The organism is Streptomyces sp. NPDC050743, assembly GCF_044456925.1.
Classification (GTDB): domain Bacteria; phylum Actinomycetota; class Actinomycetes; order Streptomycetales; family Streptomycetaceae; genus Streptomyces.
In genome coordinates, this window is the sequence record NZ_JBITGJ010000052.1 from 12,510 (window position 1) to 29,132 (window position 16,623).

At 71.7% G+C, this 16,623-nt stretch carries 15 protein-coding genes; 7 read left to right on the forward strand and 8 right to left on the reverse strand.

Translation table 11 applies throughout. The features are described from left to right. Positions 1-4: 4 nt before the first annotated feature. A complete protein-coding gene (locus tag ACIBJF_RS34595) occupies positions 5-3,424 on the reverse strand; it encodes a S41 family peptidase (protein ID WP_399179758.1) in 3,420 nt (1,139 codons plus the stop codon). A 172-nt stretch (positions 3,425-3,596) separates the two neighbouring features. On the opposite strand from ACIBJF_RS34595, the gene ACIBJF_RS34600 reads away from it, so the two are divergent. From ACIBJF_RS34600 to ACIBJF_RS34625, 6 genes are all read left to right on the forward strand, one after another. Continuing rightward, positions 3,597-4,244 carry a TetR/AcrR family transcriptional regulator gene (locus ACIBJF_RS34600; RefSeq protein ID WP_399179759.1) on the forward strand — a complete coding sequence of 216 codons (648 nt, stop codon included), beginning with the start codon at positions 3,597-3,599 and terminating at the stop codon, positions 4,242-4,244. 109 nt (positions 4,245-4,353) lie between these two features. Further along, on the forward strand, positions 4,354-6,579 hold the full coding sequence (locus ACIBJF_RS34605) for an MMPL family transporter (RefSeq protein ID WP_399179760.1): 2,226 nt from the start codon (positions 4,354-4,356) through the stop codon (positions 6,577-6,579). 128 nt (positions 6,580-6,707) lie between these two features. Then, the gene (locus ACIBJF_RS34610; protein WP_351807290.1) at positions 6,708-7,223 is read left to right on the forward strand and encodes a YbaK/EbsC family protein; all 516 of its coding nucleotides are present in this window, start codon (positions 6,708-6,710) and stop codon (positions 7,221-7,223) included. Next, positions 7,220-8,065, forward strand: a complete 846-nt coding sequence (locus ACIBJF_RS34615; RefSeq protein WP_399179762.1) for an EamA family transporter — start codon at positions 7,220-7,222, stop codon at positions 8,063-8,065. Before ACIBJF_RS34610 ends, ACIBJF_RS34615 begins: the two co-directional genes overlap by 4 nt. A gap of 57 nt (positions 8,066-8,122) precedes the next feature. Continuing rightward, positions 8,123-9,013, forward strand: a complete 891-nt coding sequence (locus ACIBJF_RS34620) for an NAD(P)-dependent oxidoreductase (protein ID WP_399179764.1) — start codon at positions 8,123-8,125, stop codon at positions 9,011-9,013. Between the two features lie 54 nt (positions 9,014-9,067). Then, positions 9,068-9,343 carry a DUF1876 domain-containing protein gene (locus tag ACIBJF_RS34625; RefSeq protein ID WP_351206064.1) on the forward strand — a complete coding sequence of 92 codons (276 nt, stop codon included), beginning with the start codon at positions 9,068-9,070 and terminating at the stop codon, positions 9,341-9,343. 72 nt (positions 9,344-9,415) lie between these two features. Here ACIBJF_RS34625 and ACIBJF_RS34630 read toward each other — a convergent pair whose 3' ends face one another. From ACIBJF_RS34630 to ACIBJF_RS34655, 6 genes are all read right to left on the reverse strand, one after another. Then, positions 9,416-10,585: a serine hydrolase domain-containing protein gene (locus tag ACIBJF_RS34630; protein ID WP_399179830.1), complete on the reverse strand. Its 1,170-nt coding sequence runs from the start codon at positions 10,583-10,585 to the stop codon at positions 9,416-9,418. An 83-nt stretch (positions 10,586-10,668) separates the two neighbouring features. Further along, positions 10,669-11,115 (reverse strand): organic hydroperoxide resistance protein, encoded by a 447-nt coding sequence (locus ACIBJF_RS34635; protein ID WP_399179766.1) that lies wholly within the window; start codon positions 11,113-11,115, stop codon positions 10,669-10,671. Positions 11,116-11,243: 128 nt separating this feature from the next. After that, positions 11,244-11,711 carry a MarR family winged helix-turn-helix transcriptional regulator gene (locus ACIBJF_RS34640; RefSeq protein ID WP_399179767.1) on the reverse strand — a complete coding sequence of 156 codons (468 nt, stop codon included), beginning with the start codon at positions 11,709-11,711 and terminating at the stop codon, positions 11,244-11,246. Next, positions 11,708-12,466 (reverse strand): energy-coupling factor ABC transporter ATP-binding protein, encoded by a 759-nt coding sequence (locus tag ACIBJF_RS34645; protein ID WP_399179769.1) that lies wholly within the window; start codon positions 12,464-12,466, stop codon positions 11,708-11,710. Before ACIBJF_RS34645 ends, ACIBJF_RS34640 begins: the two co-directional genes overlap by 4 nt. Further along, positions 12,454-13,215 carry a cobalt ECF transporter T component CbiQ gene (gene cbiQ / locus ACIBJF_RS34650; protein WP_399179770.1) on the reverse strand — a complete coding sequence of 254 codons (762 nt, stop codon included), beginning with the start codon at positions 13,213-13,215 and terminating at the stop codon, positions 12,454-12,456. Before cbiQ ends, ACIBJF_RS34645 begins: the two co-directional genes overlap by 13 nt. A 1-nt stretch (position 13,216) precedes the next feature. Further along, a complete protein-coding gene (locus ACIBJF_RS34655) occupies positions 13,217-14,272 on the reverse strand; it encodes an energy-coupling factor ABC transporter permease (RefSeq protein WP_399179772.1) in 1,056 nt (351 codons plus the stop codon). A 168-nt stretch (positions 14,273-14,440) separates the two neighbouring features. On the opposite strand from ACIBJF_RS34655, the gene ACIBJF_RS34660 reads away from it, so the two are divergent. Next, positions 14,441-14,779, forward strand: coding sequence for an SsgA family sporulation/cell division regulator (locus ACIBJF_RS34660; RefSeq protein WP_399179774.1), 339 nt, complete (start codon positions 14,441-14,443; stop codon positions 14,777-14,779). Here ACIBJF_RS34660 and ACIBJF_RS34665 read toward each other — a convergent pair whose 3' ends face one another. Continuing rightward, positions 14,780-16,441, reverse strand: coding sequence for a penicillin-binding transpeptidase domain-containing protein (locus ACIBJF_RS34665; protein ID WP_399179776.1), 1,662 nt, complete (start codon positions 16,439-16,441; stop codon positions 14,780-14,782). Positions 16,442-16,623 lie beyond the last annotated feature (182 nt).

Sequence of the window (16,623 nt, forward strand, 5' to 3'; positions counted from 1 at the left end):
CCGGTCACTCGGCCCGTGGCGGCAGATCGGGGCGGGAGCGGTCGGGGACGTCGCTGTAGTCGGGGGGGATGGCGGCCGGGTTGGATTCCAGGAGCTCCAGGGCGAGTTGGACCGCGTCGGTCAGCTGGGCGTGGCGGCCTTCCGCCCAGTCCAGGGGGGTGCGCATGATCTCCAGGTCGGGGGTGACGCCGTGGTTCTCCACGGACCAGCCGTAGGCGTCGAACCAGGCCGCGTTCATCGGGACCGTGATGACGGTGCCGTCGCCCAGCCGGTGCCGGCCGGTCATGCCGACCACGCCGCCCCAGGTGCGCTGGCCGACCACCGGGCCCAGTTTCAGCAGCTTGAAGGCGGCCGTGATCATGTCGCCGTCCGAGGAGGTCGCCTCGTCGGCGAGGGCGACCACCGGGCCCCTCGGCGCGTTCGAGGTGTACGACACCGGCTGCGCGTCCCGCGTCAGGTCCCAGCCCAGGATCGTCCGGGTCAGCTTCTCGATGACGAGTTCGCTGATGTGCCCGCCGGCGTTGCCGCGCACGTCCACGATCAGGGCGGGCCGGGACACCTCCATGCGCAGGTCGCGGTTGAACTGGGCCCAGCCGGAGCCGCCCATGTCAGGGATGTGCAGGTAGCCGCACTTGCCGCCGCTGAACTCCCGTACGACCTCGCGGCGTTTGGCGACCCAGTCCTGGTAGCGCAGCGGCCGTTCGTCGATGAGCGGGACGACGGCGACCCGGCGGGCCCGGCCCGGCTCGCCTTGTGCCGGGAGGAACGTCAGCTCCACGGTCGTCCCTCCGGAGCCGGCGAGCAGCGGATACGGACCGGTCACCGGATCGACCGGGCGGCCGTCGACGTGGGTGAGGACCGCGCCCTCGCGGATGCCGGTGCCGGCCAGCGGTGAGCGGGCCTTGGAGTCGGAGGAGTCGCCGGGCAGGATGCGTTTGACGACCCAGACCCCGTCCCGGCGCACGAAGTTGGTGCCGAGCAGGCCCTGCCAGCGCTGGTAGTGGGGCGGGCCCTCGTTGCGGCGGGCGGCGGTGACGTAGGCGTGCGAGGTGCCCAGTTCGCCGAGGACCTCCCGCAGGAGATCGGCGAACTCGTCGGGGGAGGCGACCCGTTCGACGAGGGGGCGGTACTGGTCGAGCACCGCGTCCCAGTCGATGCCGCACATGCCCGGGTCCCAGAAGTAGGCGCGGATGATCCGGCCCGCCTCGTCGAAGGCCTGGCGCCACTCGGCGAGCGGGTCGACCACGTGCAGGATGCGGCGCAGGTCGATCCAGACGGTCGTGTCGCTGTCGCCCATCTCCGTGGCGGGCACCGCGCGCAGGTCGCCCTCGTCCACCACGACCAGCCGGGTGCCGTCGCCGCTGACCGCGAACCAGTCGAGGTGGTCGACCAGTTCGGACTTCTTCGCCTTGGCGAGGTTGAAGTACTCCAGGGTCGGACGGCCGCTGATGTCGGCCGGGTTGGCGAAGGTCTCGCCGAGCGCGCCGGAGATCGGCCAGCGCAGCCAGACCAGTCCGCCGCCGGCGACCGGGCACAGCGCGGAGTACTTGGAGGCGATCACCGGGAACGGCGTGACCCGCATCGCCAGGCCCTCCACCTCCACGGTCACCGTGCCGGCCTCGCCCGTCTCCTCCTCGACCGGATCGAGCCCGCCGGCCGCCGGACGGCCCTCGGGGTTCAGGGCGAAGGGGGACGGGGTCGCCGAGTTCAGCGGCACGAGGTACGGGCGGCAGCCGAGCGGGAAGGACAGGTCGCCGGTGTGGACGTCGTACACCGGGTCGAAGCCGCGCCAGGAGAGGAAGGCGAGATAGCGGCCGTCGCGGGTGAAGACGGGGTTCTCGTCCTCGAAGCGGCCGTTGGTCACGTCCACGATCAGCCGGTCCTTGATGCGGGCCAGCTTGATCTGGCGCAGGGAGCGGCCGATGCCCGGGTGGGACCACGCGAGCCAGGCGCCGTCCGGGGAGAAGGCGAGGTCGCGCACGGGGCCGTTGATGGACCGGATCAGCTCGGTGACCCGGCCGCCGGCGGCTTCGGCGGACGCGGCGCCCTGGCTTTCGGTGGCTTGCGCGGGTCCACCGGCCTGTTCGTCGGCCGTCTCGTCATCGCTGCTCGCCGCACCCTGAGCGGCGCTCCCCGCAACCTCCCCCTCCCCCTGGCCCTGGCCCTCGGCCTCTTCCTCCCCGTCCCCCTCCTCCGCCACGTCGATCAGCAGCAGTCGCCCGTCGTGCGAGGCGACCGCCAGCCGTTCGCCCTCGGGATCGCAGGCCATCTCCAGGACGCGGCCCATCAGGCCGCCGGCCAGCCGGCGGGGCGCACGGTCGCCGGTCGCGCGGGGGAGCTGGGCGATCTCGACGGCGTCCTCGCCCTCGGCGTCCGTCACATACGCCACCTGGCCGGTCGTGCCCAGCATCTCCGGCAGCCGTACCCGTACGCCGGGCGTGTCGGTGATCGTACGGGCGGGGCCGTCGCGGTGGGTGAGCCAGTACAGGCTGCCGCGTACGACGACGGCGCTGGCCCGGCCGGTCTCGTCCACGGAGATGCCGTCGACGTTCTGCGCGGCCGGCACGTGGTAGCGGCGGCGCCCGGTGGCCGGCCCGGCCAGGCGGATGTCCAGCTTGCGCGGTACGGCGCCCGGGGAGAAGTCGTCCACCAGCCACAGATCGCCCGCGCACTGGTAGACCACCCGTGTGCCGTCGCCGGCGGCGTGCCGGGCGTAGAAGGCGTCGTGGTCGGTGTGGCGGCGCAGGTCGGTGCCGTCGTACGCGCAGGAGTAGAGGTTGCCGACGCCCTCGTGGTCGGAGAGGAAGGCGATGCGGCCCGCGACGAACATGGGGCAGGCCAGATGCCCCTCGATGTCGGGCAGCAGGCGCTGCCCGTGCAGCCAGAGGCGGCCCATGGCGCCGCCCCGGTACCGCTTCCAGGAGGCCGGCTCGTGCGGCGGGGTGCCGGTGAGCAGCAGGGTCTTGTGGACGCCGTCGATGTCGGCGACCTGGATGTCGGCGACCGGTCCCCAGGGCAGTTTGCGGCCGGGGTCGCCGTCGGTGGACACCTTGTAGGCCCAGGTGAAGTACGAGAAGGGCTCGCCGTGGGAGGCGACGGCGAGGATGTCGCACTTCCCCTCCTCGTCGGGGGGCGTCCAGCCGCAGACCTGTGTGTCGGTGCTGCCCCAGTACGTCAGCTGCCGTGCGGGGCCGCCCTCGACGCCGACGAGGTGGATCTCGGGGACGAGACTGCGCCAGCTGGTGAACGCGATCCGGCTGCCGTCGGGGGAGAAGCGCGGGTGCCCGTCCTTCGTACGGTCCGCCGTGAGCCGCCAGGCCCGGCCCGGGGCGTCGAGTGGGGCAAGCCAGACGTCGTCCTCGGCCACGAAGCACACCAGGTCGCCGCTGAGGTGGGGGAAGCGCAGATAGCTCACCCTCCCCATGCTTTTCCGCCCGCTGGGGCCCAGCAACTTGTGCGGCTCCCGCGGTCGCGGACTTATGCGCCGCTCACGTTCGTGACCCAACACACGTACGAAACGGTTTCGTTTCGCATGCTCTCAGGGTATGTTCATGGTGGTACGAAGCAGGAAGCTCCGGAGCGGGAAGGTGAGTGGCATGACCGAGGTCGCATCCAAGGGCGCGGCGTCAGCCGCTCCGGGGGAGCCGGTGCTTGCACCGGGGCGTCGCAGCCGGATCACGCCCGAGCGCGAGGCCGAGCTGTACGAGGCCGTGCTCGACCTGCTCCGGGAGGTCGGCTACGACGCGCTCACCATGGACGCCGTCGCCGCCCGCACCCGGTCCAGCAAGGCCACGCTCTACCGCCAGTGGGGCGGCAAGGCCGAGCTGGTCGCGAAGGCGGTGCGGCACAACAAGCCGGGCGGCTCCGCCGACGGGGTCGACACCGGGTCGCTCAGAGGCGATCTGCACGCCCTCACCCTGCGTTCCGACGACTGCGAGATGGAGCAGAACTCCGCGCTGATGCGGGGCCTGGCGATGGCCGTCCACGGCAATCCCGACCTGCTGAAGGCGTTCAAGGCACATCTCATCGAGCCGGAGCTCGCGGAGTTCCGCCGGGTGCTGCAGCGGGCGATCGACCGGGGCGAGGTCCGTGCGGACAACCCCGCGATCGACTACGTGATGCACATGATGATCGGCGGGTTCGCCGCCCGCTCGCTCATCGACGCACAGCCGCCCACGCAGGCCTTCCTCCTGTCGTACATCGACGCCGTGGTCCTCCCCGCCCTCGGCGTCACCACCAGCTGACCACCCTCTGGTCCCCGAGCAAGCCCACCATCTGACGTCACCGCTCACGTCGTCGGGCTGATCACCCCTGCCCTGATGAACCCCACGACCTGACCGGGAGTACGCCTCCGTGGCCACGTTTCTGTACAAACTCGGCCGTCTCGCCTTCCGGCGACGGCACTTCGTCGCCCTCCTGTGGGTCGCGCTGCTCACCCTGGCCGGGGTGGGCGCCGCCTCCGCGCCGCCCGCCGGCAGCACCTCCTTCTCCATCCCCGGCACCGAGGCCCAGAAGGCCTTCGACCTGCTGGAACAACGCTTCCCCGGCATGAGCGCCGACGGCGCCACCGCCCGCGTGGTCTTCAAGGCGCCCGGCGGCGAGAAGATGACCGACCACGACAACAAGGCGGCCGTCGAGAAGACGGTCAAGGAGCTGCGCAGCGGCTCCGAGGTCGTCTCCGTCGCCGACCCCTACGCCGGGCACGCCGTCAGCGGGAACGGCACGATCGCCTACGCCTCGGTGAAGTACAAGGTCTCCGGCATGGAGCTGGAGGACTCCTCCAAGGACGCCCTGAAGGAGGCCGCCCAGCACGCGCGCGACGCCGGGCTGACCGTCGAGATCGGCGGTGACGCGCTCACCGCGACCCCGGAGACCGGCTCCAGCGAGGTCATCGGCATCGGGATCGCCGCCGTCGTCCTCGTCATCACCTTCGGCTCGCTGCTCGCGGCCGGATTCCCGCTGCTCACCGCCCTCATCGGCGTCGGCATCGGCGTCTCCGCCATCACCGCGCTCGCCAGCGCCCTGGACCTCGGCTCCACGACCTCCACCCTGGCGTCGATGATCGGCCTGGCCGTCGGCATCGACTACGCCCTCTTCATCGTCTCCCGCTACCGCGCCGAACTGGCCGAGGGCCGCGAGCGCGAGGAAGCGGCCGGACGCGCCGTCGGCACGGCGGGCTCGGCGGTGGTCTTCGCCGGACTCACCGTCGTCATCGCCCTGGTCGGCCTGTCGGTCGTCAACATCCCGATGCTGACCAAGATGGGCGTCGCCGCGGCCGGCGCCGTCGCCATCGCCGTCCTGATCGCGCTGACACTGATCCCGGCGCTGCTCGGCTACGCGGGCCGCAAGGTCAAGCCGGCGGGTGAGAAGAGCAAGCTGCTGGGCGGCGGCCGCAGGCCGAAGAAGCCCGGCCGCCCCAACATGGGCACCCGCTGGGCGAGCTTCGTCGTACGGCGCCCGGTCGCCGTCCTGCTGCTCGGCGTGCTCGGCCTCGGCACGGCGGCGATCCCGGCCACCTCCCTGGAACTGGGCCTGCCCGACGACGGCTCCCAGCCCACCTCCACCACCCAGCGCCGCGCCTACGACCTGCTCTCCGAAGGCTTCGGGCCGGGCTTCAACGGCCCCCTGATGGTCGTGGTCGACGCCAAGGACAGCGCCCATCCCAAGCAGGCGTTCACCGAGGTCGGCGACCAGATCAAGGGCCTGAAGGACGTCGTCACCCTCACCCCGGCCGTGCCCAACAAGGCCGGCGACACCGCGACGATCACCGTCGTACCCAAGTCCAAGCCGTCCTCGAAGACGACCGAGGACCTGGTGCACGCCATCCGTGACAAGGGCGCGGACATCGCCGCGAAGACCGACTCCACGGTCCTGGTCACCGGATCCACGGCGATGAACATCGACGTCTCGCAGAAGCTGAACGACGCGCTCCTGCCCTACCTCGCGCTGGTGGTCGGCCTGGCCTTCCTGCTGCTGATCGTGGTCTTCCGCTCGGTCCTCGTCCCGCTGAAGGCGGCCCTCGGCTTCCTGCTCAGCGTGCTCGCGGCCCTCGGCGCGGTCGTCGCGGTCTTCCAGTGGGGCTGGCTGTCGGGCCTGATGAACGTCGAGCAGACCGGCCCGGTCATGTCGATGATGCCGATCTTCATGGTGGGTGTCGTCTTCGGCCTCGCGATGGACTACGAGGTCTTCCTCGTGACCCGGATGCGGGAGGCGTTCGTGCACGGCGAGAAGCCCAGCCAGGCCGTGGTCACCGGCTTCAGGCACGGCGCACGGGTCGTGACCGCCGCCGCCGTCATCATGATCGCCGTCTTCTCCGGCTTCATCGGCTCCAGCGAGGCGATGGTCAAGATGATCGGCTTCGGCCTCGCGATCGCCGTGTTCTTCGACGCGTTCATCGTCCGCATGGCCATCGTCCCGGCGGTCCTCGCCCTGCTCGGCAAGCGGGCCTGGTGGCTGCCCAAGTGGCTCGACCGCGCCCTGCCCAACGTGGACGTCGAGGGCGAGGGCCTGCGTACGCGGTCCGCCGCGGCCGGCAAGGACGCCGACCCCGACGAGGAGAGGGAGCTGGTACGGGCCTGACGTACCGCTCCTGAGTCAGAGCGGCCGGTGAGGGTGCCCGTGGGGACGGGGCTGCACCCTCACCGGCTTTCCGTTCCCGCTCGAAAACCTCGTGAGCGGGCCTCGGACGATGGCGTAGCGTGCCCGGCATGACGACGACAGCCGCCACTGACGCCGACGAGTCCGGAGCCCACCCCCGTTTCGCCGAAGCCCTGCGCGCCCTCGGGCTCGCGGACCTGCTGGCCCACACCAGGAGGTTCCCGGAGGCCACCCGGACCGCCCCCGAGGCCGCCGCGGCCATCGGGTGCGAACTCAGCCAGATCTGCAAGTCGCTGATCTTCGCCGCCGACGGGGTGCCCGTGCTGGTCCTCATGGACGGGGCCTCGCGCGTGGACGTGGAGCGGGTGCGGGAGGAACTCGGCGCCGGCGAGGTCACCCGGGCCGGTGCCGGGGTCGTACGCGAGACCACCGGGTACGCCATCGGCGGCGTGCCGCCCTTCGGGCACCGCACCCGCACACGGGTCCTCGCCGACCGTTCGCTGCTCGCCCACGACGTGGTGTGGGCGGCCGCCGGAACACCGCACACCGTCTTCCCGATCGAGCCGAAGGCACTGGTGGCCCACGCCGGTGCCGACCTGGTGGACGTGCGCGAGCAGACCGCGTGACGCCGCTCGTCACGGCCGCCGTGCTGCTCGCCGCCGTGACCCACGCCAGCTGGAACGCCATCGCGCACCGGATCACCGACAAACTGGTCGGCTTCACCCTGATCTCCGGGGGCGGGATGCTGATCGGGCTCGCGATCGCGCCGTTCGTGGCCTTCCCGGCGGGGGCCGCCTGGCCGTATCTGCTGGCCTCGGCGGTCGTCCACATCGCCTACTACGCGCTGCTGATGACCTCCTTCCGGCTCGGCGACTTCGGGCAGGCGTACCCCATCGCGCGCGGCAGCGCCCCGCTCGTGGTCACCGTGCTCGCCGCCGTGTTCGCGCACGAGGTGCCCGGCGACCGGGCGCTGGCCGGGATCGCCGTGTCCTGCGTGGGCCTCATCGGCGTCAGCCTGTGGGGGCTGCGCGGAAGCCGGCCGAACTGGGCGGCGATCGGCGCGGCCCTCGCGACCGGCCTGACGATCGCGGCGTACACGGTCATCGACGGCCTGGGCGTACGTGCCGCGCACTCACCGCTCGGGTACATCGCCTGGCTCATGGCCCTCGAAGGAGTGGTGATCCCGGCCTGGATGTGCGCACGCGCGCGTGCCGACACCGTCCGGCTGCTCCGGCCGTACGCCGCCCTCGGCCTGATCGGCGCCGCCCTGTCCGTCACCGCTTACGCCCTGGTCCTGTGGGCCCAGACCCGCGCCGAACTCGCCCCGATCGCCGCCCTGCGCGAGTCCTCGATCATCGTCGGGGCCGCGATCGGCGCGGTCTTCTTCAAGGAGCGTTTCGGCGCGCCTCGGATCGCGGCGGCCGGGCTGCTGGTGGTGGGCATCGGGTTGATGATGCATGCGGGGTGAGCGGGTAGCCCGGTAGGGAGAACCACTGGGCAGGAACCGGACGACAGGGAGCCGTCAATGACCGACAAGCCGACCGTCAGCGTGCTGGGCACCGGCATCATGGGGGCCGCGATGGCCCGGAACCTGTGCCACGCCGGGCTGGAGGTCCGGGCGTGGAACCGCACGCGGGAGAAGGCCGAGCCGCTCGCCGCGGACGGCGCGCGGATCGCCGGCACCCCCGCGGAGGCCGTCGAGGGCGCCGACGTCGTCCTGACCATGCTGTACGACGGCAACACCGTCCTGGACGTCATGCGCGAGGCCGCGCCGGCGCTGCGGCCCGGCACGGTGTGGGCGCAGTGCACCACCGCCGGGATCGAGCTGGTCACCGACCTGGCCGCCTTCGCCGATGAGCACGGACTCGTCTTCTACGACGCACCCGTCCTCGGTACCAGGCAGCCCGCCGAGGCCGGTCAGCTGATCGTGCTGGCCGCCGGGCCGCAGGAGGGGCGGCGGACGGTCGCGCCCGTCTTCGACGCGGTCGGCGCGAAGACCATGTGGACCGGGTCCGACGGCGGCGCGGGCAGCGCCAGCCGGCTGAAGCTGGTCGCCAACAGCTGGGTGCTCGCGGTCACCGCGGCGGGCGGCGAGGTCCTCGCCCTCTCCCGGGCCCTCGGCGTGGACCCGCAAGGGTTCTTCGACCTCATCGAGGGCGGTCCGCTCGACATGGGGTACCTGCGGGCCAAGGCCGCGCTGGTGCTCGACGGCGAGCTGACCCCGCCGTCGTTCGCCGTGGCCACCGCCGAGAAGGACGCCCGGCTCATCGTGCAGGCGGGCGAGCGCGGCGGCGTACGGCTGGACGTCGCCGCCGCGGCGGCGCAGCGGTTCGCCCGCGCCGCCGCCCAGGGGCACGCGCACGAGGACATGGCCGCCGCGTACTTCGCCAGCTTCGAGGACCAGGCGTCGACATGACGGGCCGGGGTACCGGGCGCACCCTGGAAGCAAGGGTTTTCGGAGGTGATCGTCATGATGCACACCGCTGTGGGATGGCACGTCGAGCTTGAGTTCAAGGAGGACGATCAGCACACGAAGGCGGCGGCTTTGGTGCGCTTGCCCGACGGAAGCGAGGTACGGGCGCACGGCCACGCGACGCGGCACCGCGTCGACTCCAACCAGCCAAGGGTCGGCGAGGAGATCGCCGGCGCACGTGCCCTCAACGAACTGGCCATGCAACTGCTGACCAAGGCACACGACGAGATCGACGCGGCGTCCGGACGGACCTCGCACACGATCAACGTGTGACAGCGCGCGTGCGCCCAGGAGCTCGCTCCGGGGCGCACGATCCTGCGTGAGCGCCCCCGCGAGCGTGAGCGCCTATGCGAGCGCCGTGCGCACCGCCCGCACCAGCGCCTGCGCCCGCGGGTCCGCCGTCACGCTCTTCCGGAAGCCGTTGGTGACATAGCCGAAGGCGATGCCGGTCTCCGGGTCGGCGAACGCGAGGGCGCCGCCCCGGCCCGGATGCCCGAACGAACCGGGCGAGAGCAGGGGGGACGCCGCGCCGTGCAGCATGTAGCCGAGACCGAACCGTGTTCCGACCACCAGGACCCGGTCCGGACCGGCGGACTGCTCGGCGCGGGCCAGTTCCCTCGTCTGCGGGGTGAACAGCCGGGCGCCGCCGTCCACCTCGCCGATCAGCGAGGCGTAGAAGCGGGCCAGCCCGTCGGCGGTGGCGATGCCGTTGGAGGCGGGCAGGGCGGCCGCGCGGTAGGCGGGGTCGTTCTCGTCGGGCAGCGGGGTGATCGCCGCGAACGCGCGCCGGGTCAGCGACTCCGGGTCGGCGTAGGCCTCGGCCACCGCGCGCTTGGGACGGGTCCTCAGGCCACCCGCTGCCTCGGGAGGCTCGACCGGGCCGACGCGGCCCACGCGCGCGTGCTCCGACTCCGGCAGGCCGAGCCACAGGTCCGCGCCGACGGGGCCGGCGATCTCCTCCGCCAGCCACTCGCCGACCGGGCGGCCGGTGATCCGCCGGATCAGTTCGCCGGTGAGCCAGCTGTAGGTCTGGGCGTGGTAGCCGTGGTCCGTGCCCGGCTCCCACACGGGTGCCTGCGCGGCGACGGCCGCGGCGCCCAGGTCGGGGTCGGCGGCCTCGGCGGGGGTCAGCGGGCGGTCCAGCACGGGCACGCCCGCGCGGTGGGCGAGCAGGTGCCGGACGAGGGTGTGCTCCTTGCCGGCCGCCTTGTACTCGGGCCAGTACGCGCCGACCGGGGCGTCCAGGTCCAGTTCGCCGCGCTGGTGCAGGAGCAGCAGCGCGGCGGCGACGACACCCTTGGTCGCCGAGCGCACGATCTGCGCGGTCCCGTGCTGCCACGGGGCGCCGCCGGCCGTGCCGTCGACGTCCTTCGTTCCGGCCCACAGGTCGACGACCTTGTGGCCGTCCTGGTAGACGGCGACGGCCGCGCCGCGCTCGCCGAGCAGCGCGAAGTTCGCTGCGAACGCCTCCCTGACCGGCTCGAAGCCCTCGGCCACTGTGCCGTTCACGTCCACGCCCGCCGTCCCTTCGGTCACTGTCCCATCGCCTGCGACAGTGCGTGCAACACCGGCTGCGCGCCTGTGATTCCTCGGTGGGATCAGCCCAGCAGGATCGTTACATCGATGTTGCCGCGCGTGGCGTTGGAGTACGGGCAGACCTCGTGCGCGGCGTCCACCAGCCGGGCCGCCACGTCCGGGTCCAGCACCGGCAGGGAGACGCTGAGGGCGACCGCGAGGCCGTAGCCGCGCGTCCGGTTCGGGCCGATGCCGACCTTGGCGGCCACCGTGGAGCCGGTCAGGTCATAGCCCGCGCGGTTGCCGACAAGGATCAGCGCGTTGTGGAAGCAGGAGCTGTAGCCGGCCGCGAAGAGCTGTTCCGGGTTGGTGCCGTTGCCTTCGCCGCCCAGCTCCGGAGGCATCGCGACCTTCAGCTCGATCTGACCGTCCTGGCTGGTGACATAGCCGTCGCGGCCGCCGTGGGCGGTGGCCTCGGCGACGTACATGATCTTCGTCGGACGGGTGTCGACAGCGGTGTCCTCGGTCATGGCCGGCCTCCCCCGGAACAAGTGGCGCGCAAGTACATCGTGCACAAGGTACTGGCCGGTATGTCAGGAGGCGGCAGCAGGGGTGGCAACCGTGGGTAACGTGGGATCAGCGCGAGATCAGCGCGGGATCAGCGCCCTCGGTCGGCCGCGGCGCCAGCGCGTTCGGTGAGTTTCCACAACGCCTCCCGCAGCGCCGCGACCTCCTGCGCGCCGAGGCCCGTCGTGGTGAGAAGGGCGCCCGGTATGCGCGCCGCGCGCTCCCTGAGTTCCTCACCGCGCCCGGTGCACGCCACCAGCACCGAGCGCTCGTCGTCGGCGGCGCGCTCCCTTCGGACCAGACCCGCCCCCTCCAGCCGCTTCAGCAACGGCGAGACGGTCCCGTAGTCCAGGCGCAGGGCGCGCGCCAGCTCCTTCACGCTGGTCTCACCGCGCTCCCACAGCACCAGCAGCACGAGGTACTGCGGGTAGGTGAGCCCGAGGTCGTCCAGAAGCGGACGGTACGCGGCGGTCACGGCCCGCTGTGCGGCGTACAGCGCGAAGCACAGCTGGTCGTCCAGCAGCAGCGACCCCTCGGCGGCGCGGTCCTCGTTCGTCACGCGCCCATTGTCACGGACTTCGGGTCGAAGCCGATCGGCAGCTCCAGCCGGTGGGCCCGCATCAGGTGCTTGTCGGACAGGAGTTCGCCGGTCGGGCCGTCGGCCGCGATCACGCCGTCGCTGAGGATCAGGGAGCGGGGGCACAGCTCCAGGGCGTACGGGAGGTCGTGGGTGACCATGAGGACGGTGACGTCCAGGGAGCGCAGGATGTCGGCGAGTTCGCGGCGGGAGGCCGGGTCGAGGTTGGAGGACGGCTCGTCGAGGACGAGGATCTCCGGCTCCATGGCGAGCACGGTGGCCACGGCCACGCGCCGGCGCTGCCCGAAGGACAGGTGGTGCGGCGGGCGGTCGGCGAAGTCCTGCATGCCGACCCGCTCCAGGGCCGTACGTACCCGCTGCTCCAGAGCCGCGCCCCTGATCCCGGCCGCGGCCGGTCCGAACGCCACGTCCTCGCGCACGGTCGGCATGAACAACTGGTCGTCCGGGTCCTGGAAGACGATGCCGACCTTCTGCCGGATCGCGGCCATGTGCCGCCCCCCAACGGGCAGTCCGGCGACCGTCACCGTGCCGGTGCCGCCGCCCAGGATGCCGTTGAGGTGCAGCACCAGGGTGGTCTTGCCGGCGCCGTTCGGGCCGAGCAGTGCCACCCGTTCCCCGCGGGCGATGGTGAAGTCGACGCCGAACAGGGCCTGGTGGCCGTCGGGGTAGGCGAAGGCCAGTCCGGCCACTTCGAGCGAAGGTGTCACAGAATCCATCCCAGCAGACAGACGGCGAGGGCGGCGCAGGGGAGGGTGAGGGCGTACGACCACTGCGTGCGGGACGCGGTCACCTCGTCGATGACCGGCATCGAACCGGCGTAGCCGCGGCTCACCATGGCCAGGTGCACGCGCTCCCCGCGTTCGTAGGAGCGGATGAACAGCGCGCCGGCGGACTTGGCGAGCACGCCCCAGTGCCGCACGCCCCTGGCCTCGAAGCCGCGCGACTCGCGGGCGATCCGCATGCGGCGCATCTCGTCGGTGACGACGTCGCCGTAGCGGATCATGAAGGAGGCGATCTGCACGAGCAGCGGCGGCAGCTTCAGCCGCTGCAGCCCGAGCAGCAGTTCGCGCAGTTCGGTGGTGGCGGCCAGCAGCACGGAGGCGGCAACGCCGAGCGTGCCCTTGGCGAGCACGTTCCAGGCGCCCCACAGCCCGTTCACGCTGAGCGAGAGGCCGAGGACATGCACCCGCTCGCCCTCCGCCACGAACGGCATGAGCACCGCGAACGCCACGAACGGCACCTCGATCAGCAGCCGCTTGAGCAGGAAACCGGCGGGCACGCGCGCGTGGCGCGCGACGAGGGCGAGCAGGCCGGCGTACACCGCGAACGCCCACATCGCCTCGCGCGGCGTCGACACGACGACCAGCACGAACAGGAAGGCGGCGGCGAGTTTGGTGTGCGGCGGGAGGCCGTGCACGGGTGAGTGTCCGTGCCGGTAGAGCCTGTGGGCGTGTCCGGCTCCCATGTCAGGCACCCGTGTCGGCGGGGGAGACGTCCTCGGTCCGCCGTCGGCGCACCGCCCAGAACACCGCGCTGCCCGCCACGACCGTGGCGCCGACGCCGATCACGCCGGCGAGACCGCCGGACAGCCGGGCGTCGGAGACGTTCCTGACGCCGTAGTCGGCGAGCGGGGAGCCGGCGGCGGCGTGCCTGTCCTGCTTCTCGTCGATGCCCTGGTCGTGCGCGACCTTCTCCAGGCCATCGGGGTTCGCGGAGGCGTAGAAGCTGACGAAACCGGCGAGCACCAGCGACGCGACCAGGCCCGTCATCCACAGCGCGCGCCGGGAGGTGCGCGCCGCCATGGGTGCCGTGGGCGCTCCCGCAGGCGCCGGAGCGTCCACCAGCGCGCCGTTCACGCGCAGCTTGAGCCGCTGCCGCAGGCCGCGCGCGCCGTGCACGAGATCCGGGCGCACGGCGATCACCGCGCTCACCGTGAGCGCGGTGATGACGGCCTCCCCGACGCCGATCAGCACATGCACGCCGATCATCGCGGTCGCGACCTTGCCGATGGACACGTCCGTCGTCCCGCCGATCGCGTAGAGGAGCGTGAAGACGACGGCGGCGGCCGGCACGGACGCCAGCGCGGCCAAGAAGGAGGCGACGGTCACCGAGCGCCGCTTGCGGGGCAGGACGGCGAGCAGCGCGCGGAAGACGGCGTACGACACGACGGTCGTGGTGATCGCCATGTCGGTGATGTTCACGCCGAGCGCGGTGAGCCCGCCGTCCGCGAACAGCACGCCCTGCATGAGCAGCACCACGGACACGCAGAGCACGCCCGTGAAGGGGCCGACCAGGATGGCGGCGAGCGCTCCGCCCAGCAGGTGGCCGCTTGTTCCGGCCGCGACGGGGAAGTTGAGCATCTGTACGGCGAAGATGAACGCCGCCACCAGACCGGCAAGCGGGGCTGTCCGTTCGTCGAGTTCACGGCGGGCGCCGCGCAGGCTCACCGCGAGGGCGCCGGCGGCGGCCACTGCGGTGACGGCGGAGGTGGGGGCGTCGATGAATCCGTCAGGTACATGCACCGTTTGATTTTAGGCCCTTGTTGCGAATGCTTTGCAAGAGAGAGAAGGTCTCGAATCCCGATAAGATGCGAATCACCCAACGAGTCATAAATAGGGAAATATGGGACATTGGAGAAGAAGCGGAGGCGTAGCTTTCGCTTATGTCACTCAGGGTGAAAGGGCGGTCCGATGTCTGTGGTCGAGCAGTACGCACGCGCCCATATCGTCACGGACGAGGAGGACCCGGGGGCCGTACCGGTCGTGTTGCGCTACGACCCCGACTCCGATCCACGCTCGGTCCGGGTCGGCCTGCCGGGCCCGCACGAGTGGACCTTCTCCCGCGCCCTGCTCGAACGGGGCCTGCGGACACCGGCCGAGAGCGGCGCGGTACGGGTGTGGCCGTGCGGGCGCGTCCAGGCCGTCGTCGAGTTTCACTCCGACAACGGTGTCGAAGTGGTTCAGTTCGAGTCGAAGACACTGGTGAGGTTCCTGCGCCGGACGTACACGGCGGAGCCGGTACGGGCTTGATCAGCCCATCTTGAGCAGGGACGCCACGATCGGCCCGGCCGTGTCGCCGCCGTGGCCGCCCGCCTGGACCACACCGGCGGCCGCGAGGTCGCCCTTGAAGGCGGTGAACCAGCCGTTCGGCTTCTTCTGGCCGTCGACCTCGGCGGAACCCGTCTTGGCGCCGTAGTCGCCGCTCATGCCCGCCATCGCCTTGGCGGCCGTGCCGTAGTCCGCCGTGAACCGCATGACGTCCTTCAGCTGGGACTGCGTCTTCGCGGACATGGTGCGCGACGCCTTCGCCAGCGTGCGGTGGTCCACGTCGGGGGACACCAGGTACGGCTGGTGGAAGGCGCCCGACTCCACGGTGGCCGCCACCGACGCCATGTTCAGCGGGTTCATGCGCACCCCGCCCTGCCCGATCAGCGAGGCGCCCATCTGCGCGCCGCTCTGCACGGGGACGGAGCCGTCGAAGGAGGGGACGCCGATGGCCCAGTTGTTCATGGACAGGCCGTAGACCTCCTGGGCCTCCTTCGTCAGGTCGCTGTTGGACAGCTTCGGCGCGAAGTCGATGAAGGCGTTGTTGCAGGAGGCCCCGAAGCTCTGCTTGAACGTGCCCTTCTTGATCTCGGAGTCGCCGTCGTTGTGGAACGTCCAGCCGGCCAGCTTGTACGTCTTGGGGCAGGGGTGCGAGGCGTCCGGGGTGATGAGGTTCTTCTCGAACAGCATTGTCGACGTCACGATCTTCATCGTGGAGCCGGGCGCGAGGGAGCCCTGGAAGCCGACGTTGAAGCCGTGCTCGCTGTTGGCGACCGCGAGGATCTCGCCGGTCGAGGGCCGCACGACGACCACGGAGGCCCGCGAGCGCTTGCCGACCTGCTGCTCGGCCGCCGCCTGGAAGGTGGGGCTCAGCGTCGTCCGCACCGTGCCCGGCGTGCCCTTGCTCAGCTCCACCAGCGTCTTGTCGGACAGCCCCGCCTTCTGCGAGGCCTTGCCGCGCACCACGCGCAGCTCCACGCCCGCCTTGCCGCCCGCCGTCTTGCCGTACTTCTCCCGCAGCCCGTCCAGCACCGGCGCCAGGGACGCGTACTTGGCGGCCGTCAGCTCGCCTCCGTCACGGTCCAGCGCCTTGATCGGCGGGGTGCCGGACCCGCCGGTGACGAGCGTGTCGCCGTCCTTCAGATCCGGGTGGACGACCGAGGAGTGCCAGTCGACCAGCGGCTTGCCGTCGCTCGCCCGCCGCACCACCGTGAGCGAGGAGCCGTAGGCCAGCGGCTTGCTGAGGTTCTGGTACGACACCGTCGCCTTGACGGAGAAGGGCACCTTGGCGCCCGTGGGCGTGCCGGCGGTCAGCGTGACGCCCTTCACATGGGCGTCCTTGGTGTAGCCGGTCAGCAGCTCGGTGGCGGCGGTGGCGTCGTCGGTGGCGGCGGCCGCCTCACCGATCCTGCCCTGCCGCCACGCGGTGAGGAAGCGGGTGGAGGCCGTGCGGACCTCTGCGGCGCTGAGCGGGCCGGTCTTGACGGTCTTGTGGTTGACCGAGGCACTCTCGCCTGCGGCGGCACCGCCGCCGGTCAGCGCGTAGACGGCGAACCCGGCGCCGCCGACGACGAGGGCGATGACCCCGCCGACCACGGCGGGCCCGGTCGTCTTCCGTCGCTCGGCGACGCGCCTTCTCTTGCCCACAGCCTCAGTTCCTCCGTGCCTTCCCCAGGGTCCCCGCAGCCCTCACACTCCCCAACGACGGCACTCACCTTAAGGTCCCCGCCTCGGCGGGTGATCCCGGCGGCGAATCCGTAGCGCACTTGCGACAATCCGCACGGGACGAGGCCCGCCGGAAACCGTACTCACACCCAGGTGTCCGGCCA

Bases quoted from the DNA above. Each gene is read 5' to 3' on its own strand.
- ACIBJF_RS34595 (WP_399179758.1), bottom strand. From the start codon at position 3,424: ATGGGGAGGGTGAGCTATCTGCGCTTCCCCCACCTCAGCGGCGACCTG.
- ACIBJF_RS34600 (WP_399179759.1), top strand. From the start codon at position 3,597: ATGACCGAGGTCGCATCCAAGGGCGCGGCGTCAGCCGCTCCGGGGGAG.
- ACIBJF_RS34610 (WP_351807290.1), top strand. From the start codon at position 6,708: ATGACGACGACAGCCGCCACTGACGCCGACGAGTCCGGAGCCCACCCC.
- ACIBJF_RS34620 (WP_399179764.1), top strand. From the start codon at position 8,123: ATGACCGACAAGCCGACCGTCAGCGTGCTGGGCACCGGCATCATGGGG.
- ACIBJF_RS34625 (WP_351206064.1), top strand. From the start codon at position 9,068: ATGATGCACACCGCTGTGGGATGGCACGTCGAGCTTGAGTTCAAGGAG.
- ACIBJF_RS34635 (WP_399179766.1), bottom strand. From the start codon at position 11,115: ATGACCGAGGACACCGCTGTCGACACCCGTCCGACGAAGATCATGTAC.
- ACIBJF_RS34645 (WP_399179769.1), bottom strand. From the start codon at position 12,466: ATGGATTCTGTGACACCTTCGCTCGAAGTGGCCGGACTGGCCTTCGCC.
- cbiQ (WP_399179770.1), bottom strand. From the start codon at position 13,215: ATGGGAGCCGGACACGCCCACAGGCTCTACCGGCACGGACACTCACCC.
- ACIBJF_RS34660 (WP_399179774.1), top strand. From the start codon at position 14,441: ATGTCTGTGGTCGAGCAGTACGCACGCGCCCATATCGTCACGGACGAG.